General features: G+C 68.9%; 21 protein-coding genes. 4 read left to right on the plus strand and 17 right to left on the minus strand.

Annotated features, from left to right (window positions below):
• Positions 1–55: 55 nt before the first annotated feature.
• The 8 genes from H9L21_RS10270 to H9L21_RS10305 all read right to left on the minus strand — a co-directional run bounded on the left by H9L21_RS10270 (position 56) and on the right by H9L21_RS10305 (position 8,781).
• On the minus strand, positions 56–1,765 hold the full coding sequence (locus tag H9L21_RS10270; protein ID WP_154596975.1) for a dipeptide ABC transporter ATP-binding protein: 1,710 nt from the start codon (positions 1,763–1,765) through the stop codon (positions 56–58).
• Positions 1,762–2,736, minus strand: coding sequence for an ABC transporter permease (locus H9L21_RS10275; protein ID WP_154596974.1), 975 nt, complete (start codon positions 2,734–2,736; stop codon positions 1,762–1,764). Before H9L21_RS10275 ends, H9L21_RS10270 begins: the two co-directional genes overlap by 4 nt.
• Complete coding sequence (locus tag H9L21_RS10280; RefSeq protein ID WP_154596973.1) at positions 2,729–3,655, minus strand: ABC transporter permease; 927 nt, start codon at positions 3,653–3,655, stop codon at positions 2,729–2,731. Before H9L21_RS10280 ends, H9L21_RS10275 begins: the two co-directional genes overlap by 8 nt.
• Positions 3,656–3,730: 75 nt before the next feature.
• Complete coding sequence (locus tag H9L21_RS10285; RefSeq protein WP_222865763.1) at positions 3,731–5,296, minus strand: peptide ABC transporter substrate-binding protein; 1,566 nt, start codon at positions 5,294–5,296, stop codon at positions 3,731–3,733.
• Between the two features lie 268 nt (positions 5,297–5,564).
• The gene (locus tag H9L21_RS10290) at positions 5,565–6,512 is read right to left on the minus strand and encodes an electron transfer flavoprotein subunit alpha/FixB family protein (protein ID WP_154596971.1); all 948 of its coding nucleotides are present in this window, start codon (positions 6,510–6,512) and stop codon (positions 5,565–5,567) included.
• Between the two features lie 17 nt (positions 6,513–6,529).
• Positions 6,530–7,312, minus strand: coding sequence for an electron transfer flavoprotein subunit beta/FixA family protein (locus H9L21_RS10295; protein WP_255467033.1), 783 nt, complete (start codon positions 7,310–7,312; stop codon positions 6,530–6,532).
• Between the two features lie 161 nt (positions 7,313–7,473).
• On the minus strand, positions 7,474–8,253 hold the full coding sequence (locus H9L21_RS10300; RefSeq protein WP_154596970.1) for an enoyl-CoA hydratase/isomerase family protein: 780 nt from the start codon (positions 8,251–8,253) through the stop codon (positions 7,474–7,476).
• 42 nt (positions 8,254–8,295) lie between these two features.
• Positions 8,296–8,781, minus strand: a complete 486-nt coding sequence (locus tag H9L21_RS10305) for a GNAT family N-acetyltransferase (protein ID WP_154596969.1) — start codon at positions 8,779–8,781, stop codon at positions 8,296–8,298.
• Positions 8,782–8,819: 38 nt separating this feature from the next.
• On the opposite strand from H9L21_RS10305, the gene H9L21_RS10310 reads away from it, so the two are divergent.
• On the plus strand, positions 8,820–9,713 hold the full coding sequence (locus H9L21_RS10310; protein WP_222865764.1) for an NUDIX hydrolase: 894 nt from the start codon (positions 8,820–8,822) through the stop codon (positions 9,711–9,713).
• A gap of 103 nt (positions 9,714–9,816) precedes the next feature.
• On the opposite strand, the gene H9L21_RS10315 is transcribed toward H9L21_RS10310, so the two are convergent.
• The 6 genes from H9L21_RS10315 to H9L21_RS10340 all read right to left on the minus strand — a co-directional run bounded on the left by H9L21_RS10315 (position 9,817) and on the right by H9L21_RS10340 (position 14,332).
• Positions 9,817–10,725, minus strand: a complete 909-nt coding sequence (locus H9L21_RS10315; protein WP_154596968.1) for a tetratricopeptide repeat protein — start codon at positions 10,723–10,725, stop codon at positions 9,817–9,819.
• Positions 10,726–10,747: 22 nt separating this feature from the next.
• Positions 10,748–11,404, minus strand: coding sequence for a PH domain-containing protein (locus tag H9L21_RS10320; RefSeq protein ID WP_230081562.1), 657 nt, complete (start codon positions 11,402–11,404; stop codon positions 10,748–10,750).
• Between the two features lie 9 nt (positions 11,405–11,413).
• On the minus strand, positions 11,414–11,569 hold the full coding sequence (locus tag H9L21_RS10325) for a hypothetical protein (RefSeq protein WP_154596967.1): 156 nt from the start codon (positions 11,567–11,569) through the stop codon (positions 11,414–11,416).
• A gap of 76 nt (positions 11,570–11,645) precedes the next feature.
• The gene (gene meaB, locus H9L21_RS10330; RefSeq protein WP_154596966.1) at positions 11,646–12,599 is read right to left on the minus strand and encodes a methylmalonyl Co-A mutase-associated GTPase MeaB; all 954 of its coding nucleotides are present in this window, start codon (positions 12,597–12,599) and stop codon (positions 11,646–11,648) included.
• Between the two features lie 25 nt (positions 12,600–12,624).
• Positions 12,625–13,818, minus strand: a complete 1,194-nt coding sequence (locus H9L21_RS10335) for an acetyl-CoA C-acetyltransferase (protein WP_154596965.1) — start codon at positions 13,816–13,818, stop codon at positions 12,625–12,627.
• Between the two features lie 85 nt (positions 13,819–13,903).
• Entirely contained in the window at positions 13,904–14,332 is a 429-nt protein-coding gene (locus tag H9L21_RS10340; protein WP_187411432.1) for a pyridoxamine 5'-phosphate oxidase family protein, read from the minus strand.
• Between the two features lie 66 nt (positions 14,333–14,398).
• On the opposite strand from H9L21_RS10340, the gene mce reads away from it, so the two are divergent.
• The 3 genes from mce (at position 14,399) to H9L21_RS10355 (ending at position 17,340) form a co-directional block, all read left to right on the plus strand.
• Positions 14,399–14,845, plus strand: a complete 447-nt coding sequence (mce, locus tag H9L21_RS10345) for a methylmalonyl-CoA epimerase (RefSeq protein WP_154596963.1) — start codon at positions 14,399–14,401, stop codon at positions 14,843–14,845.
• Positions 14,846–14,944: 99 nt separating this feature from the next.
• Complete coding sequence (gene ccrA / locus H9L21_RS10350; protein ID WP_187411433.1) at positions 14,945–16,282, plus strand: crotonyl-CoA carboxylase/reductase; 1,338 nt, start codon at positions 14,945–14,947, stop codon at positions 16,280–16,282.
• A gap of 11 nt (positions 16,283–16,293) precedes the next feature.
• On the plus strand, positions 16,294–17,340 hold the full coding sequence (locus tag H9L21_RS10355; RefSeq protein WP_154596962.1) for a DUF418 domain-containing protein: 1,047 nt from the start codon (positions 16,294–16,296) through the stop codon (positions 17,338–17,340).
• A 14-nt stretch (positions 17,341–17,354) separates the two neighbouring features.
• On the opposite strand, the gene H9L21_RS10360 is transcribed toward H9L21_RS10355, so the two are convergent.
• Genes H9L21_RS10360 through H9L21_RS10370 form a run of 3 tightly spaced genes read right to left on the minus strand, consistent with a single transcriptional unit; the run spans position 17,355 to position 19,678 of the window.
• Positions 17,355–18,134 (minus strand): alpha/beta hydrolase, encoded by a 780-nt coding sequence (locus tag H9L21_RS10360; protein ID WP_187411434.1) that lies wholly within the window; start codon positions 18,132–18,134, stop codon positions 17,355–17,357.
• A gap of 28 nt (positions 18,135–18,162) precedes the next feature.
• The gene (locus H9L21_RS10365) at positions 18,163–18,438 is read right to left on the minus strand and encodes an Rv1322 family protein (protein ID WP_154596961.1); all 276 of its coding nucleotides are present in this window, start codon (positions 18,436–18,438) and stop codon (positions 18,163–18,165) included.
• A 49-nt stretch (positions 18,439–18,487) separates the two neighbouring features.
• The gene (locus H9L21_RS10370) at positions 18,488–19,678 is read right to left on the minus strand and encodes a 3-hydroxyacyl-CoA dehydrogenase family protein (protein ID WP_154596960.1); all 1,191 of its coding nucleotides are present in this window, start codon (positions 19,676–19,678) and stop codon (positions 18,488–18,490) included.
• Between the last annotated feature and the right edge of the window lie 85 nt (positions 19,679–19,763).

Raw genomic sequence — 19,763 nt, forward strand, 5'->3', positions numbered from 1 at the left:
ACAGCACTGAGGGGGTGGGCCGACCGGCCCACCCCCTCGTCGCTTCAGACCGTGGTCACAACGCCAGGTCGATGGACCCGCCCGGGATCGCGTCGAGCAGGCGGCGCGTGTACTCCTCGCGCGGGCTGTCGAACACCTGCGACACCGACGAGTGCTCGACGACCTTGCCGTTCTGCATCACCAGGACGTCGTCGGCGATCTGGCGGACGACCGCCAGGTCGTGGGTGATGAACAGGTAGCTCAGCCCCAGCGAGGCCTGCAGGTCGTTGAGCAGCTCGAGGATCTGCGCCTGCACCAACACGTCGAGAGCACTGACGGCCTCGTCGCAGATGACGACCTCGGGATCGAGCGCGAGAGCACGGGCGATCGCGACGCGCTGACGCTGACCACCGGACAGCTCGCCCGGGTAGCGCGACATCACGTTGGACGGCAGCGAGACCTTGTCGAGCAGTTCGCGCACCTTGGCCTCGCGCTCGGCCTTGGAGCCGACATCGTGCGTGCGCAACGGCTCCTCGATCGAACGGTAGATCGAGTACATCGGGTCCAGCGACGCATACGGGTTCTGGAAGACCGGCTGCATCTGACGGCGGAACTTCAGCTTCTGCGCCTTGGACTTGAGCTCACGGATGTCGACACCGTCGAACAGCACCCGGCCCGACGTGGGCGGCAGCAGGTCCAGCACCATCCGCGCGACCGTGGACTTGCCCGAGCCCGACTCGCCCACGATCGCCGTCGTGGTGCCCCGGCGGAGCCGGAACGAGACCGAGTCGACGGCCGTGAACGGCACCTTCTCCCACGGCTTGCCGCCGCGCAGCTCGAAGACCTTGGTCAGGTCCTCCACGACCAGCACGTCGTCGCCGCCCTCGCCGAAGGCCTCCGCACTCTCGGAGACCTCCTGGGCGGTCTCGGCGGCGCTCTCCATGGCCTGCTCACGGACCTGCGTGCGCGCCCGCTCGGACGAGAGGCGCTGCGAGGCCAGCGAGGGCGCCTTGGACACCAGTCGCTTCGTGTACGGATGCTGCGGGTCCTGCAGGATCTCCAGCGCGGGACCGGACTCGACGACCTGCCCCTTGTACATGACGACCAGGTGGTCCGCCCGCTCGGCGGCCAGGCCCAGGTCGTGGGTGATCAGCAGGACGGCGACACCCAGGCTCTCGGTGAGCATGTCCAGGTGGTCCAAGATCTGCTTCTGCACCGTCACGTCCAACGCGGACGTCGGCTCGTCGGCGATCAACAGTCGCGGCCGGGCCGCCAGCGCCATCGCGATGAGCGCGCGCTGGCGCATGCCGCCGGAGAACTCGTGCGGGTACTGGCGGGCCCGTCGTTCGCCGTCGGGCAGTCCGGCCTCGGCCAGCAGCTCGACGACGCGAGCGTCGGCCTCCTTGCCCGACGCCACGTCGTTGGCCTCGAGGGCCTCCTTGATCTGGGACCCGACCCGCCACAGCGGGTTGAGGTTCGACATGGGGTCCTGAGGCACGAGACCGATCGACGAGCCACGGACGGCCATGATCTGCTTGCGGCCGGCCGTCGTCAGATCGGTGCCGTCGAACAGGATCTGGCCGCCGGTGACCTGACCGCTGCCGGGGAGCAGGTCGATGACCGCATGCGCGGTCGTGGACTTGCCCGAGCCGGACTCGCCGACGATCGCGACCGTCTGGCCCTCGTAGACCTTCAGATTGACGCCGCGGACGGCGGGAACGAGCTCCTTGCCGCGCGCGAACGCGACATGGAGGTCCTTGATCTCGAGCAATGCAGTGGAGTTCATCGGTTCTTCCGCTTCGGATCGAGGGCGTCGCTGACGGCGTCACCCAACAGGATGAAGCCCAGCGCCGTGATCATCAGGGCACCGGCGGGCCAGTACATGACGCCCAGGCGGGTCCCCGAACGCACCTGGTTCTGGGCGGCGGCGATGTCGTTGCCCCACGAGACGATGCCGTAGGGCAGTCCGATGCCCAGGAACGACAGGGTCGCCTCGGCGACGATGAAGATGCCCAGCGACACGGTCGAGACCACGATGACCGGCGGCAGCGAGTTGGGGAGCACGTGACGCACCAGGTTGCGCAGCGGCGAGGCGCCGATCGCGCGGGCCGCGTCGATGAACTCGAGGTTCTTGACCTCGAGCACCGCACCACGCGCGATACGGGTGACCTGCGGCCAGCCGAAGGCGGCCAGGGCGAACACGACCGCGAAGATCGCACCCCAGTAGCCGCGCTCGGGGAACCGGTTGTCGACCATGGACAGACCCACGATCGCGCCCAGCAGAAGCGGGATCGCGAAGAACATGTCCGCGATGCGCGAGACGACGGTGTCGACCTTGCCGCCGTAGAAGCCGGCGATCATCCCGGTGACCGTGCCCAGCACGGCGACCACCAAGGTGCACAGGATGCCCACGAGCACCGAGGCGCGCGCCCCGTAGATCGTGCGCGCGAAGACGTCGTACCCCTGCTTGTCGAAGCCGGCGGGGTGACCGGGCGAGGGCCCGTCGAGGCTGCGACTCAGGTCGCTGTCCATCGGGTCGACGCTGGTGAACAGGCCCGGCGCCACCACGACGACGGTCACCCCGAGCAGGATCACGGCCGCCACCCAGAACATCCAGTTGCTGCGCAGGCTCTTCCAGGCGACGAGCCACTGGCTCTCGGGCGACTGGGACTCGTCGACGGTGCCGGTGGCCTCGAGCGGGGTGTGGGACAGCGGAGCGACGAAGCGCTCCTGGCCAGGGCGGATGACTTCACGCATAGCGGATCCTGGGATCGAGGAGGGCGTACAGAAGGTCGACGAGCAGGCTCATCAGCACGTAGACGAGGACCATCACGGTGACGACGCCGACGACCGTCGGCCCCTCGCCACGCTGGACGGCCGAGAAGGCCAGTCGACCGATGCCCGGGACGTTGAAGATGCCCTCGGTGACGATCGCACCCGCCATGAGCGTGCCCAGATCGGTGCCGAGGTAGGTCGTCACGGGGATGAGCGAGTTGCGCAGCACGTGACGGCGGTTGACCGTGGCCGACGACAGGCCCTTGGCGCGCGCCGTGCGGACGTGGTCGGCCGTGAGGTTGTCGACGACCGAGGAACGGGTCAGTCGCAAGATGTAGGCGAACGACGTCAGGCCCAACACGATGGCGGGCAGGATCAATCGTTCAAACGACGCGTCTCCACCGACGGTGATGGGCGCCCAACCGAGCTTGACGCCGAAGATCAGCTGCATGACGAAGCCGAAGACGAAGATCGGGACGGCGATGACCAGCAGCGAGACCAGGAGCATCGTCGAGTCGAAGATGCCGCCACGGCGGATGCCGGCGTAGAAGCCCGCGGCGATGCCGAGGGTGGCCTCGATGACCAGGGCCATCAGGGCGAGCTTCAAGGTGACCGGGAAGGCAGTCGCGACGAGGTCGGCCACGGGACGGCCGGAGAAGGCCTCACCGAAGTCGCCGGTCAGCGCGTTGCCGAGGTACTTGAGCCACTGGACGAGGAAGGGGTCGTCCAGGTTGTACTGCGAAGCGATCTGGGCTCGCACCGCCTCGGGGACCGCCTTCTCGCCGAACAAGGCGCCGATGGGATCACCCGGAGACAGGAACACCAGTCCGTAGACGATGAAAGTCGACCCCAGGATGACCGGGATCGTTTGGAGCAGTCGACGACCGACATACCACCACATGTGCACACTCCTCGCGGCACACGGTGGGACGGCACCCTCTCAGGTGCCGTCCCCCCGCGTTGTTACCGCTGTCGATTACTTGGTGACGAGGTGGTACTCGGGCTTGCCCTGCCAGCTGAAGACGACGCCTTCGACGCCATCGGCAGCCGCACCGGCGATGCGCTGGTTCCACAACGGGATGGCCGGGAGGTCCTGGAACAGGATCTCCTGGACCTCGGCCAACTTCTTGGCCTGCTCATCACCCTCGGCGCCGAGCGCCTCCTTGAGGAGCTTGTCGACCTCGGGGTTGGAGTAGTCACCGTCGTTCGAGCCGGCACCCGTGCCGTACAGCGGGCCCAGGTAGTTGTAGATCGACGGGTAGTCGGCCTGCCAACCGGTACGGAAGGCGGTCTTGATCTCGCGGTTGGTCACGAGCTCACGGAGCTCCTTGAACGTCGCGTAGCCCTTGGGCTTGGCCTCGATGCCCAGGTTCTTGCCGACCTGGTTCACGAGAGCCTCGACCCACTCCTTGTTGCCGGGGCCGTCACCGTTGTACGCCACCGTGAAGGAACCGTCGAACTTGGAGATGGCGTCGGCCTCTGCCCACAGCTTCTTGGCCTCGGCGGCGTCGAAGTCGAGGACCTCGCTACCGGGGATGTCCTTGGTGAAGCCCGGGAACAGCGACGTGGAGAAGTCCTCGGCCGGGACACGCGAGCCCTCGAAGATCTTCTCGGTGATCTCCTCACGGTTGATCGCCTTCGAGATCGCGGCGCGGCGCAGCTTGCCCTCTTCGCCGCTCCAGTGCTCGAGACGCTCGGGGATCGTGATCGACGCGAAGTTCGCGCCGTTGCCCGTGAAGGCCTGGATCGAGTCGTCGGTCTCGAAGCTGCTCAGCGCGCTCGGCGGGACGGCCTCGAGGACGTCGAGGTTGCCACCCTGCAGGTCGGAGTACGCGGAGTCCGGATCGGTGTAGAACTTGAACGTCACACCGCCGTTCTTCGCCTCGCGCGAGCCCTTGTAGTCATCGTTGGGCGTCAGCTTGGCCTCGACCTCGTGCTCCCAGGACTCCAGGACGTACGGTCCGTTGCCGATCGGCTTCTCACCGAACTCGTCGGTGATCTTGCCGCTCTCGTCGAACGCGGCGTCGGGCAGCGGGTAGTACGCCGAGTAGCCGAGGCGCAGCGGGAACTCGGGCTCGGCCTCCTTCAGCGTGACCTGGATCGTCTTGTCGTCGACGGCCTTGGCGCCGAGGCCCTTGGCGGGATCGATGAGGACACCCTCTTCGTCCGTGCCGGCGAACGGGTACATGAAGTACGCCTGCAGCTGGCCGTTCTTGGGATCCGAGGCGTAGGTCCAGGCCTTCACGAAGGACTCGGCCGTGACCGGCGTCCCGTCGGTGAACTTCCAGTCCTTGAGCTTGATGGTCCAGTTCTTGTTGTCCTCGGACTCGATCGACTCGGCGACCTCGTTGGTCATCTCGCCCTCGGGGTCATAGGAGACCAGACCGGCGTACAGCAGGTCGATGATGTTGCCACCGCCGACCTCGTTCGTGTTGGTCGTGATCAGCAGCTTCTGCGGCTCAGTGCCGTACGCCGTGATCACGGAATCGGTGGAGCCGCCACCGTTGTCGTCGCTGTCGCTCGAGCACGCTGCCAGGCTCAAACTGGCAACGGCGGCGATGGCGATACCTGCGAGGGCTGAACGCCGAAGTCGCATGAATATCCTCCTGTGAATGTGCGTACGTCATTGGACATGCGTGTACGCGCCTCATCCATAAGTACCACCTGGGCATGTCCCGCCCCCAATCCAGACGCGCTAATTCACCGAACTGCAACCAAATTCACGTCCCGGGCCGCAGGCCGTCCGCGGGCAGACAACAGCGGCCCCGCCCCCGAGGGGACGGAGCCGCTGGTCGGCACAGGGAGAGTGGTCAGCCCTTGCGCTTGGTGATCTCCTCGGTGGCCTGCGGCAGGACCGTCTTGAGGTCACCGACGACGCCGAAGTCGACGAGCTCGAAGATCGGCGCCTCCTCGTCCTTGTTGACCGCGACGATCGTCTTGGAGGTCTGCATGCCGGCGCGGTGCTGGATGGCACCGGAGATGCCGTTGGCCACGTACAGCTGCGGCGAGACCGTCTTGCCGGTCTGGCCCACCTGGAACGTGTGCGGCTTCCAGCCCGAGTCGACGGCGGCGCGCGAGGCGCCGACGGCCGCACCGAGGGCGTCGGCCAGGGCCTCGACCTCGGAGAAGTCGCCACCGGTGCCACGGCCGCCGGAGACGACGATGGCCGCCTCGGTCAGCTCGGGACGACCGGTGGAGACGCGCGGCTCCGACGAGACGATCTTGACCGTCTTGGCGGACTCGGGGACGTCGAACGAGACGGCCTCGACCGTGCCGGCACCGGCGACGGCCTCGGGCGCGGCCGAGTTCGGCTTGACCGCGATGACCGGGGCGCCCTTCGTGACCTGCGCGGCGACGGTGAAGTTGCCGGCGAACGCCATCTGGGTGGTGGTGATCGCGCCACCGTCGACGGTCACGTCGACGGCGTCGGTGATCAGGCCCGAGTCGGACTTGAGCGCGACGCGGGCCGCGATCTCCTTGCCCTCACTGGTGGAGGGCACCAGCACGGCGGCGGGCGACGTGGAGGCGACCAGCGCGGCCAGGGCCTCGGCCTTGGGCGCGACGAGGTACTCCTGGTAGACGCTGTCGGAGTAGGTGTAGATCTTCTCCGCGCCGTACTCGGACAGCACGGCGTTGTCGGCATCGCCGAAGACGACCGCCGACGGCTCGCCGATGCGGCGCGCGATGGTCAAGAGCTCCAGCGAGGGCTTCGTGACCTTGCCCTGCGGGGCTTCGATCAGAACGAGAACTTCACTCATGACTGTCTATGCCCTTCTCAGACGAACTTCTTGGACGCGAGGAACTCGACGAGCTTGGTGCCGCCGTCTCCCTCGTCGGTGACGATCTCGCCGGCGGTGCGCGGCGGACGGGGGGTCGTGGACTCGACCTTGGTCCAGGCGTTGTCGAGGCCGACCTCGGCCGCGTCGACACCCAGGTCAGCCAGACTCCACTGCTCGACCGGCTTCTTCTTGGCGGCCATGATGCCCTTGAAGGACGGGTAGCGGGCCTCGCCGGTCTGGTCGGTGACCGAGACGACGAGCTTGCCGGTGGCCTCGATCTCGTGCGTGGCGGCGTCGCCGTCGCGACGGATCTTGACCGTGTCGCCGTCGACGGAGATCTCCGAGGCGAACGTGATGGCCGGCAGGCCCAGGCGCTCGGCGACGAGCGTCGGAACGACGCCCATGCCGGCGTCGGTCGAGCCCATGCCGAAGAACACCATGTCGTAGTCGAGCTTCTCGATGGCCTTGGCCAGGATCAACGACGTCGCGAAGGCGTCCGATCCGGCGATGGCGTCGTCCTCGACGTGGACGCCGGCGTCGGCGCCCATCTGCAGGGCCTTGCGGACGGCATCCGAGGCGTCGGCGGGGCCGACGGTCAGGACGGTCACCTCACCGTCACCGTTCTCGACGACCTGCAGCGCCTGCTCGACCGCGTACTCGTCGAGCTCGGAGAGAAGGCCATCGACGTTCTCACGGTCGACGGTGTTATCCGCTTCGTCGAACGTGCGGTCCGCCGTGGCGTCCGGCACGTACTTCACAGCGACAACGATCTTGGTCACGAGGACCCTCCTGTGAATTCGGGGCGCGAACGACGGTTGATCGCCCGCGAGGTATCGGGACCACCCTGCCACGCGTTCGCACGCATGAGTGAGGCGACCCTTCCTGCCACGATGTTACCGAAAGGTAACGAAACCCCGCACCGCGAGGCGCGTGGCGTGGATCACGAGCCGGTGAACGTCGCCTTGCCCGGGCCGTGTGCGACGAACGAGGCCATGCCGTCGGTCTGGTCCTGGGTGGCGAACAGGCCGGTGAACCCGGCGCGCTCGATCTCGAGCCCGGTCTGCAGGTCGACCTCGAGTCCCTTGTCGATGACGTCCTTGGCGGTGCGCAGCGCGATGGCCGGTCCCCCGACGAACTGCGACGCCCACTGGACCGCGCGGTCGAGGACCTGGTCGGCGGGCAGCACCTCGTCGACCAGGCCGAGGGCCAGCGCCTCGTCGGCCGCGACGAAACGGCCCGTGTAGATGAGGTCCTTGGCCTTGGCCGGACCGATCAGGCGCGCGAGGCGCTGGGTGCCGCCGGCGCCGGGGATGATGCCCAGCAGGATCTCGGGCTGACCGAGCTTCGCGTTGTCGGCGCAGAACCGCAGGTCCGTCGCCAGCGCGAGCTCGAGGCCTCCACCCAGCGCGAAGCCGGTGATCGCCGAGACGGTCGGCTTGCCGATCGCGGCGATGGCCCGCGTGAACTCCTGCAGCAGGTGCGCGTGGCGGAACATCTCGGGATAGCCCATGTCGGCCATCTCCTTGACGTCGGCGCCCGCGGCGAACACCCGCTCGCCACCCCACACCACGACCGCGGCCACGTCGTCGCGACGGTCGGCCTCGCGGGCCGCCTCCAGCAACTCGGTCTGAACCTGCGCGTCGAGCGCGTTCATCTTGGGTCGGTCGAGTCGGATCGTGCCGACGCCGTCGGTCACCTCGAGTCGGACGAACTCCGCCATGGCTGTGCCTCCTGTGTGGGTTGGGCCGAGCATAGGACAGCGTCAGGACACCGAGCCCAGCGCCTGCAACGGCTCGCCGGCCAGTCGGTACGTGCGCCACTCGGCCAGGTCGACGCCGCCCAGCGAGCGGTAGAACTCGATCGACGGGGTGTTCCAGTCCAGCACCTGCCACTGCAGGCGGCTGTACCCGCGCTCGACGCACACCTGCGCGAGCCGGGCCAGCAGCGCCTTCCCCAGACCGGACCCGCGATGGGCCGGGTCGACGTACAGGTCCTCGAGGTGGATGCCGTGGACGCCGTCCCAGGTCGAGAAGTTCAGGAACCAGATCGCCACGCCGACCACGACACCGTCCACCTCGGCGACGTGGGCGTACAGCGCCGGCGACGACCCGAAGAGGCGCTCGTGCAGCATCTGGTCGGTCAGGACACACTCGTCCGGGGCGCGTTCGTACGCGGCCAGGTCGTGCACGAGCTGCACCATCGCGGGGACGTCGTCGGTCTGGGCGGGGCGGATCCGCGGATCGGTCATGGAGCCGATTCCATCACGGCGGAAGGTAGCCTCGGCTCGTGACCGAACCCGCGGACGCCTCAGCCCTGCTGCGCGACGACGACCTCGTGCTCGAACCGACCTCCGGCGCCGAGGATCTCCACGGGTTCGCCGTGGTCTACGGCGGTGAGCGGATCGGGACGGTCGCGCTCCAGCGCAGTCCCGGCAAGGCCGGCCGCACGCTCGGGTCGATGCGCTGGAAGTTCTCGACCGGACCGGGCGCCATGGTCGCCAGCCGCGCCCTGAGGATCGGCGTCGAGTACGCGTTCACGCAGTTGGGGTGGACCCGTGTCGAGGCCCGCGTCCCCGCCGACGACCCGCGGGGCCTGCGGGCGGCCTCGATCGCCGGACTCCGCCGCGAGGGCATCGCCCGCGCACCGCGGGGCGAGGTCGAGCAGGTCCTGCTGGCCCGCGTCGTCGACGACCCGCCGGCGTTCAGCCGCGACGGCTTCGTCGCGATCCTCAACGCCGGACTCCCCCGCAAGCGCGTGATCGGCCAGGGCGTCCTGCGCGATCGCGACGGCCGGGTGCTGTTGTGCGAGCTGACCTACAAGGGCGAGTGGGACCTGCCCGGCGGCGTCGTCGAGGTCGGCGAGAGCCCTGCGACCGGCTTGGTCCGCGAGCTCGAGGAGGAGCTGGGCATCACCGTCACGATCGACGGACTCGTCACGATGAACTGGCTGCCGCCGTGGAGCCGCTGGGACGACGCGTGCCTGTTCGTGTTCGACCTGGGTGTCGTCGATGCCGACCTCGTCGACCAGATGGTGCTGCAGCGGTCCGAGATCGCCGCAGTCCACTGGTGCGACCTCGAGACCGTGCGCGAGAAGGCCACGCTGGCCACGACCGAGCTGCTCGAGTCGCTCGCCGACGCTCCCCTGCCGGCCTACCGCGAAGCGCCGCAGCAGCCGGACTGAGCGGCGTGACGGTTTACCACGGGACCGTGGTAATGGCGCGCACCCCCGGGGAAGCTTCCCTGGGGAGGCGCGTGTTTACCACGGGACCGTGGTAAACAGGCGCTCAGAACAGTGCCGCGGCGAGCGAGCGGCGCGCCTGCGCCACCCGCGGGTCCGTCAGACCGACCACGGTGAACAGGTCGAGCAGGTGCTGGCGCACCCGCTCGCGGTCGTCCTCGGACGTGCGCTTGACCAGGTCGATGAGCCGCAGGAACGCGTCCTCGATGTGTCCGCCCGTGACGTCCAGGTCGGCCACCAGGATCTGGGCGTCGATGTCGTCCGGTGCATCGGCGGCCGCCTGGCGGGCTGCCTGCAGATCGGCACCCGACACGCGGGCATAGAGCTTCGTCGCGGCGAGGCGCTCGACGACCTCCGCGTCGCCCGGCGTCTGCGCGAGCAGCGCTTCGTACTCGGCGATGGCGGCGTCGAAGTCACCGCGGCCGTACGCCTCGTCGGCGGCCGCGAAGCGCGGGTCGTCCTCGGGCTCCTCGGGCGCGTCCGCGGGGGCACCACCGGAGGGCTGGGCCCGCCCGGTCAGGCCGTTCTCCTGCGCGAGCCGCACGAGCTCGTCGAAGAAGCGCTTGACCTCGGAGGCGTCGACCGTGCCCTGGAAGAGCGGCACGGGACGCCCCTGGACGAGGCCGACCACGAAGGGGACGGCCTGGACCTGCAGCGCCTGTGCGATGCCGGGGTTGGCATCGGCGTCGACCCTGGCCAGCTGCAGCGCTCCGCCGTACGCCGAGGTCGCCCGCGCGAGCACCTCGTTGAACTCCACGCTCTGCGGGGCGCGCGGGGACCACACACTGAGCACGACGAGGTGCTGCATCGAGGACTCGACGGCCTGCTGGAAGTCGGCCTCGTTCACGTCGATGACGTAGACCGCGCCATCGGGCGCGGGCGCGGCCGCTCCCGCCTGCGGACGGGGCTTGGCCAACGAGGACAGGTCGAACGCACCGGGCTGGGAGAAGCTCATGGGGACAGTCTAGGAAGAAAGGTCACAGACCGCGGATGGGCTCGGTTGGTTCGTCGTCCGAGTCACCGAACGAGCGATCGGGCGAGACCAGCAGGCGCTCGCGCCGACGGTTCTCCTTGTTCACGGCATTGTTGATCTCACGGTCGACCGCGAGGATGTCCGGCACGAACTTGATCTCGCGCAGCCCCTGCTCCTGGGCGGCGGACTCGAACACGAAGTGGCCGTAGCCGACGAGGCGCCCCAGCAACGGCCGGGTCATCGTCATGTCGAGGATGCGGTTGATCGGCATCGTCGCGACGCGGGCGGTGAGGACGCCGCTGAGCCGCACGACCCGCCAGTTGGTCACCACGAAGACGTCGCGCCATTCGACGTACGCACGCACCGCCGCCATCATCACGACGACGAGGGACACGAGCCAGAACAGCTGCGCGGCGGCCGAGGTCCAGTGGGCGAGCAGGACCACCAGCGCGCCCAGGGAGGCGAGCATCGACGCCGGCAGCGGCCAGTAGACGGCCACGTGCTTGGGGACGATCTGCAGGACGCGCTCGCCGCTGCGCGGGTTGAGGCGCTTGTTCAGCGCGACATGGGTCCCGGGGTCGGGGAACGGCTCACGCAGGCGTCGCCAGAATCGCGTCACGACAGAAGACGGTGCGATCTCGATCGCCGGTCGCTCGGTCATGACCCATCCCTACGCGAGCCCGGAGACGAACACGCCGACCTGTCCGAACGCGCTGATGGCCGCGTCGAAGGCCCTCCGCACGGCCGTCGCAGCGTCATCGGGCGTGCTGAACAGGTAGTAGAGCGCGAAGCCGACCACGAACAGGACCACTGCCTTTTTCACCACAGCACAGTTCTATCGAACCGCAACTGCCGTTTTGGCGAGGCGCGACGGGAAAAATCGGGGTTCGTAACCCCGTCCTTCACTCGAGTCCCTCGAGCAACTCCTTCGCCGCCGAGAACGGGTCGATCTGGCCGCCGAAGGCTCGCGCGGCCAGCGCGTCGAGCTCGTCTCCCCCGTCCAGGACGAACCGTCGCCGGACCTGGTCCAGCGCAATCGCCTGGATCTCGCGGCGCAGGCGGCTCGTGCGGCGCGTCGCCCACTGGCCCGACGCGCGCAGGTGCGCGGCATGCTCCTCGAGGTGGTCGACCAGCTCGGGGATCCCGGTGCCCTCCGTGGCGACGGTCAGGTCGATCGGTCGCTTCCACCCGTCGTGACGGTCGGACATCGAGAGCATCGTGCGCAGCTCGCGCCGCGTCGTGGTGGCACCGTCGCGATCGGCCTTGTTGACGCAGAAGACGTCGCCGATCTCGAGGATGCCCGCCTTGGCCGCCTGGATGCCGTCGCCCATCCCGGGCGCGAGCAGGACGACCGTGGTGTCGGCCAGCCCGGCGACCTCGACCTCGGACTGGCCCACACCGACGGTCTCGAGAAGGACGACGTCGCATCCGGCAGCGTCCAAGACCCGGATGGCATGGGGCGTCGCCCACGAGAGGCCGCCGAGGTGACCGCGACTGGCCATCGAGCGGATGTAGACGTCCGGGTCGGTCGCGTGCTCCTGCATGCGCACGCGGTCGCCGAGCAACGCGCCGCCGCTGAAGGGCGAGGTGGGATCGACGGCGAGCACGCCCACCCGGCGCCCCCGGGCACGCAGCTCACTGACGAGAGCGGACGTGGTCGTGGACTTGCCGACGCCCGGCGAGCCGGTCAGGCCGACGACGTGGGCCTTCCCGACCAGCGGCGCCAGGGCCGCACTGACCTCGTGCAGGTGGTCGGACTCGGTCTCGACCAACGTGATCAGACGTGCGACCGACCTGGCCTCGCCGGCTTGCGCCCGCGAGACCAGGTCGGCGACGTCGACGTTCCTGGAGTTCAACTCCGCAGCTTCGGCGGTGAGCCGATCAGGCCTGCTGCGGCACGCGGATGATCAGGGCGTCGCCCTGGCCACCGCCACCGCACAGGGCCGCCGCACCGGTGCCGCCGCCACGGCGCTGCAGCTCCAGCGCGAGGTGCAGCACGACGCGAGCGCCGCTCATGCCGATCGGGTGGCCGAGCGAGATCGCACCGCCGTTGATGTTGACCTTGTCGATGTCGACGCCCAGCTTGCGGGCCGAGACGATGCCGACGGCGGCGAACGCCTCGTTGAGCTCGAACAGGTCGATGTCGGCCGGATCGATGCCGTCCTTCTGCGCGGCCTTGATGATCGCGTTGGCCGGCTGCTCCTGCAGCGTCGAGTCCGGGCCCGAGACGTTGCCGTGGGCGCCGATCTCGGCGAGCCAGGTCAGGCCCAGCTCCTCGGCCTTCTCCTTGCTCATGACGACCACGGCGCAGGCGCCGTCGGAGATCTGGCTGGCGGTGCCGGCCGTGATCGTGCCGTCCTTGGAGAACGCCGGACGCAGACGACCCAGCGACTCGGCGGTCGTCTCGCCGCGCACGCCCTCGTCGGACGTGACGACGATGGGGTCGCCCTTGCGCTGCGGGATCTCGACCGCGACGATCTCCTCATCGAAGAGGCCGTTCTTCTGAGCCGCGGCGGCCAGCAGGTGCGAGCGCGCACCGTACTCGTCCTGCTCCTCACGGGTCAGCGTGTCGGTGCTGGCGTTGCGCTGCTCGGTGAGCGAGCCCATCGCCTGGTCGGTCAGCGCGTCCCACAGGCCGTCGTACTCCATGTGGTCGAGCATCGTGACCTTGCCGTACTTGTGGCCGTCGCGCGAGCCGGTCAGCAGGTGCGGGGCCTGGCTCATCGACTCCTGGCCGCCGGCGACGACGACGTCGTACTCACCGGCGCGGATCATCTGGTCGGCCAGCGCGATCGCGCTGATGCCGGACAGGCACACCTTGTTGATGGTCATCGCGGGCACGTCGAGCGGGATGCCGCCCTTGAAGGCCGCCTGGCGCGCGGGCACCTGGCCGGCTCCTGCTCCCAGGACCTGGCCCATGATCACGTACTCGACCTGGTCGCCGGTGATGCCGGCTCGGTCCAGGGCGCCCTTGATGGCGATGCCGCCGAGATCGGAACCGGACAGCGACTTGAGGGCGCCCTGCAGGCGTCCGATCGGGGTCCGGGCGCCGGCGACGATGACGGAAGTGGTCATGGAACGTGCTCCTTCGAGTGCGTGCGTTGGGGTCACTGTACCTGTGGCCCCGCTCACCCCGGACCCGCCGTGGGAGACGTCACCACTACATGACGGGGAAGAGCTCCGGCTCGGGTCCGAAGCGGAATTGGCGGCCCGTGATCTCGGTGACATCGATGACCACGATGTTGTACTTCATCGTCGGGACCCACGAGTGCAGGTCGTCCAGATCGAGCTGCTCGAGCTCCTCGCGGGACTCGATCTTGCGCGCCTTGCCCTTCAGCACGACGCTGGACGCGCCCGACGCCCCGACCTCGTCGACCTCGAAGGCGACGTGGTTGTCCAGCAGCACGCCCATCAGCTTGGTCCCCTCAGCGGTGCGGAAGACGATCTTGCGCCCGGCCAGCACGTAGTTCACCGGGAAGATCTCAGGCTGCTCGAGGATGCTCATGGCCAAGCGGCCGAAGGTGTGGTCGGCGACGAAGTCCCACGGCTCGTTGCCGGTCATGTCGGTGATCGCGCTGTCGATGTCCATAGGTCCATTGTGACCCGGAATGCGGTCCGTGCGAAGGGAACCGTCACCCGTACTAGGCTGCCCGCCATGACCAGCGACAGTCTCGTTCCGGGCCACCTGCTCACCGCCATCGACCATGTCGGCATCGCCGTCCCCGACCTCGACGACGCGATCGAGTTCTACTCGCGCGTCTTCGGTCTCGAATCGATCCACGAGGAGGTCAACGAGGAGCAGGGCGTCCGCGAGGCCATGCTGGCCGTGGGCGACTCGGGCTCGTGCATCCAGCTGCTGGCGCCGCTGAGCCCGGAGTCCACGATCGCCAAGTTCCTCGACCGCAACGGACCGGGCATCCAGCAGTTGGCGTACCGTGTGAGCGACATCGACGCGGTCTCCACCACCCTGCGCGACCGCGGTGTGCGCCTGCTGTACGACACCCCCAAGCGGGGCACGTCCGACAGTCGCGTCAACTTCGTTCACCCGAAGGACGCCGGCGGCGTACTGGTCGAACTGGTGCAACCCGCCGCCTCGCACTGATCCGGGCTCGCGGACTCTCCGCGTCCCGCATGCGGGAAGTGTTTCCCGCCAGTAACCTCTCCGCAGACCATCTGGCCTCACCGACGCGAAGGACCCCCTGTGCAGCACATCCTCGACGCCATCATGTCCGGCGACCGCTCCGCCGAGACCTACCAGAACCTCGAACTGCCCCAGACCTACCGGGGCGTGACCGTCCACAAGGACGAGGAGTCGATGTTCGACGGGATCGCCACCCGGGACAAGGACCCCCGCAAGAGCCTGCACATCGACGACGTGCCGCTGCCCGAGCTCGCTCCGGGCGAGGCACTCGTCGCCGTCATGGCCAGCGCGATCAACTACAACACGGTCTGGACCTCGATCTTCGAGCCCGTCTCGACGTTCCGGTTCCTCGAGCGCTACGGCAAGCTCTCCGAGTACTCCAAGCGCCACGACCTGCCCTACCACGTGGTCGGCTCCGACCTCGCCGGCGTCGTGCTGCGCACCGGTCCGGGCGTCAACGCCTGGAAGGCCGGCCAGGAAGTCGTCGCGCACTGCCTGTCCGTCGAGCTCGAGAGCCCTGACGGCCACGACGACACGATGATGGACCCGCAGCAGCGCATCTGGGGCTTCGAGACCAACTTCGGCGGCCTCGCCGAGCTGGCCATCGTCAAGTCGAACCAGCTGATGCCCAAGCCGGCCCACCTGACGTGGGAGGAGGCCGCCTCCCCCGGTCTGGTCAACTCCACCGCCTACCGCCAGCTGGTCAGCAAGAACGGCGCCAACATGAAGCAGGGCGACGTCGTCCTGATCTGGGGCGCCTCGGGCGGCCTGGGCTCGTACGCCACCCAGATGGCGCTCACCGGTGGCGCGATCCCCGTGTGTGTCGTCTCCAGCCCCGAGAAGGCCGAGATCGTGCGCTCGCTCGGCGCCGAGCACATCATCGACCGCTCCGCCGAGGGCTACCGGTTCTGGAAGGACGAGAACACCCAGGACCCGAAGGAGTGGCAGCGCTTCGGCAAGAAGATCCGCGAGCTCACCGGCGGTGAGGACCCGGACATCGTGTTCGAGCACCCGGGCCGCGAGACGTTCGGCGCCAGCGTCTACGTCGCGCGCAAGGGCGGCACGATCATCACCTGCGCCTCGACGTCGGGCTACATGCACCAGTACGACAACCGGTACCTGTGGATGAACCTGAAGAACATCAAGAGCTCGCACTTCGCGAACTACCGGGAGGCCTACGAGGCCAACCGCCTGATCGACAAGGGCCTCATCCACCCGACCGTCTCGAAGGTGTACTCGCTCGAGGACACCGGCCAGGCCGCCCTCGACGTGCACCACAACTTGCACCAGGGCAAGGTCGGCGTGCTCGCGCTGGCCCCGCAGGAGGGCCTGGGCGTCTCCGACGAGGAGAAGCGCGCCAAGCACCTGACGGAGATCAACCGCTTCCGCGGCATCTGATCGGCCACCTGATGACGCGAGTCCGCGGTGTGGACGCCGCCCGCGGACTCGCGCTCATCGGGATGGTCATCGCCCACCTCGACACCCGGATCGACTTCGATCCGGGTGTCGTCGCGTCCTGGCGCCATGTCGGTGACGGCCGGGCGGCCGTCCTGTTCGTCGTGGTCGCCGGGTTCTCGCTGGCGCTGTCCACCGGCGGGACGACGCCGCACCGGGGGCGCCGGCTCAGCGACGACCGGCTGGCCATCCTCGTGCGGGCCGCCGTCCTGGCCGGTCTGGGCGCGTTCCTCACCGCCCTGGGCACGCCGGTCGCCGTCGTCTTGACCTCGTACGCCGCCTTCTTCGTCCTGGCGCTGCCCCTGCTGCGCAGCCGGCCGGTTCCCGTCATCGCCCTGGGCACGGCCCTAGTCGTGCTGGGTCCGCTGCTGGCGGCCTGGGCCACGCGGGACCTGCCCGAGCTGCGCATCGATCCGGCCGGTGCGCTGCTGGTGGGGTACCCCTATCCGGCCGTGCAGTGGACCGGGTACCTCCTGATCGGACTCGGACTCGGCCGCATCCGGATGCGGAACTCCGATCTCGCGACCCTGGCCCTCACGGGACTGGGCGTCGGCGTCGTCCTGCACGCCCTGGTGCTGGACCTCGGCGGTCGGCTCTCGCAGACCGATCCGGCCGGCGAGTCGCTCGTCGTGCAGGCGCTCATGTCGGAGCACCGGTCACAGAACCCGATCGAGGCCGCGTCCGCCCTGGCCATCGCCGTGGGGCTGCTGACGGCGCTGGTGCTGCTGGCCCCGCACGCCCGCGGACTGCTCTACCCGCTCGAGGCCGTCGGCCGGATGACCCTGACCCTGTACGTCGCGCACGTCGTCGCCTACGCGGTCGCGATCGAGATCGACCCGTCACTCGTGCGGGGTTCGGGACTCCTGGCCGTCGCGACCATCGTCGTCGCCCTGGCCTTCGCCGGCGCGTGGTTCCGCCGCTTCCGGCGTGGACCGCTCGAGCGCGCCCTGCACGAGATCGTCGTGCGCACGCAGGCGCCGGCCGAATCGCGGGCCGGCTGACGCAGCCGCGGGGATCAGCGGGGCTTGTCCTGGAAGACCGCGGTCGTGCGATCGGCGTAGGCCGACGAGTCGGCGCGCTCCATGGGCCCGTCCCACTCCTGCGGCAGCGGCACCTCGACGGCGGGGTTCAACCGGGTGACGACCTCGTCCAGGACGCGCTCGGTGTCCCCGACCCACAGGTGCTTGGCTCCCTCGACCGCGACGACCTCGGCCTGGGGCACGACCGCGAAGCGCTCCCGCGCCTCGACCGGTCGCAGGTAGTCGTCGAACTCGGGCACCAGGGCGATCAGCGGCCTGCCGTCCTCGGCCCAGGCCGCGAGGTGCTCGGGGCCGCTGAACCGCAGCGGCGGCGACAGCAGGATCGCTCCCACCACGTCGGGCTCCAGGCCGTACATGAGCGTCAGATCGGTCCCGAACGACCAGCCGACGACCCACACGTTCGGCAGCTCGGCGAACTCGGCGTACTCGATGGCGGCGGCGACGTCGAAGCGCTCTCCCACCGCGTGGTCGAACGTCCCCTCGCTGCGGCCGCGCACGCTCTCGGTGCCCCGGGTGTTGATCCGCAGCACCGCGATGTCGGCCAGTGCCGGCAGGCGGTAGGCGGCCTTGCGGAACACGTGACTGTCCATCATGCCACCGTGCGTGGGCAGGGGGTGCAGGCAGATCATCGTGGCGACCGGAGGCTTCTCGGCCGGCAGGGCCAGCTCCCCCACGAGCGTCAACCCGTCGGCGGTCGTGAGCTCGATGTCCTCACGCCGGGCGGGCAGGACCGATGAACCGGTGATCTTCTTCACGAGGCCATCTTGCCCGAGGGCCTCCGGGTCACGAATGGCGCTTCCAGCAACCTTGGTGCCAGTGCCGGCGCTCGTTGAGTCCGTCGGTCTCCAGCAGGCTCGGCACCTCGGGCCACACGACGTAGTGGGGCGTGGCCGGGGGGATCATCTGGTGGCAGCCCGGGCACCGATAGGGCTTGCTCGAGGTGGTGCCGGTGATGAAGCGCTGCCAGAAGTCGCCGGCCCGGCGGTGGACGAGCTCCTCGCGCTGCGCGGGTGGCTCGCGTCGAGCGGCTCTGGCAGCAGCAGCCTTACGACGCGACATGGCCCCGATCGTACCGATCGGGGCCATGTGCGCGGTGTGCGCGGGCGACTCAGTAGGTGTGGAAGCCCGCCTTGGTCTTGCGACCGAGCCTGCCGTCGGCGACGACCTGCTCGAGCGACGCGGCCGGCTTCCAGCCCTCGTGGCCGAACGCGCCGTGCAGCGTCTGCTGGATCGCCAGCGACACGTCGTTGCCGACCACGTCGAGCAGCTCGAACGGCCCCATCGGGAGCTTGGTCTCCTTCATCGCCGTGTCGATCTGCTCCATCGACGCAGCGCCCGACTCCTGCAGCGTGATCGCGTCGTTGAGGTACGGGAAGAGCAGCGCGTTGACGATGAAGCCCGCACGGTCGCCGCACGAGACCGGGTGCTTGCCGGTCGCGAGGCACAGGGCGCGGACGGTCTCGTCGACGTCGGGATCGGTGGCGTCGGTCGTGACGACCTCGACCAGCTTCATCACCGGCGCGGGGTTGAAGAAGTGCATGCCGATGACATCGGCCGGACGGCTCGTGACGTCGGCGCAGGCGCGGATCGACAGCGACGAGGTCGTCGTGGCCAGGATCGCGCCGGGCTTGCAGATGCGGTCCAGGTCGCGGAACAGCTCGAGCTTGATGTCCAGGTCCTCGGCGATCGCCTCGACGACGAGGTCGACGTCGGCCAGCGCCTCACGCTCGGTGGCACCGGTCAGGCGGGCGAGGACGGCGTCCTTGCCGGCCTCGTCGAGCTTGCCCTTCGCGACGGCGCGATCGAGGTTCTTCGTGACGTAGGCGACGACACCGTCGAGCTTCTCCTGCGAGCGGCCGACGTAGACGACGTCGTAGCCGGCCTGGGCGAAGACCTGGGCGATGCCCGAGGCCATCGTGCCGGTGCCGACGACACCGACCGAGGCGACCGGGCGCTTGACCTGCGGGACGGCGGTGCCGTCCGCGCCCTCGCCGGTGAACGCGGTGCCCTGGTCCGCGACCTCGACCAAGGCCGGAGCGGGCTGGTGCAGCGGATCGCCGGTGCGGCCGAACTGCTCGGACAGGCCCTCGACGACCGTCTTGGCGCCGAGAGCATCGATCAGGGCCAAGGGACCGATCGGGTAGCCGCAGCCGAAACGCATGCCGGCGTCGATGTCGGCAGCGGTCGCGTAACCGTCGCCGAACATGGTCGCTGCGTGGTTGAGGTACGGGAAGAGCAGGGTGCGAGCGATCCGGCCACCCTCGTCATCGGCGTTGATGCGATCGACGATCTCTGCCATCAGAATCTCCTTGGAGGCTTGGCTCCCCGGTGCTGCTTCCCGGCGAGCGTTCGTGACAGGGTAGCGTGACACGACCGATGTTCTG

Origin of the sequence: Aeromicrobium senzhongii (assembly GCF_014334735.1) — a bacterium.
Classification (GTDB): domain Bacteria; phylum Actinomycetota; class Actinomycetes; order Propionibacteriales; family Nocardioidaceae; genus Aeromicrobium; species Aeromicrobium senzhongii.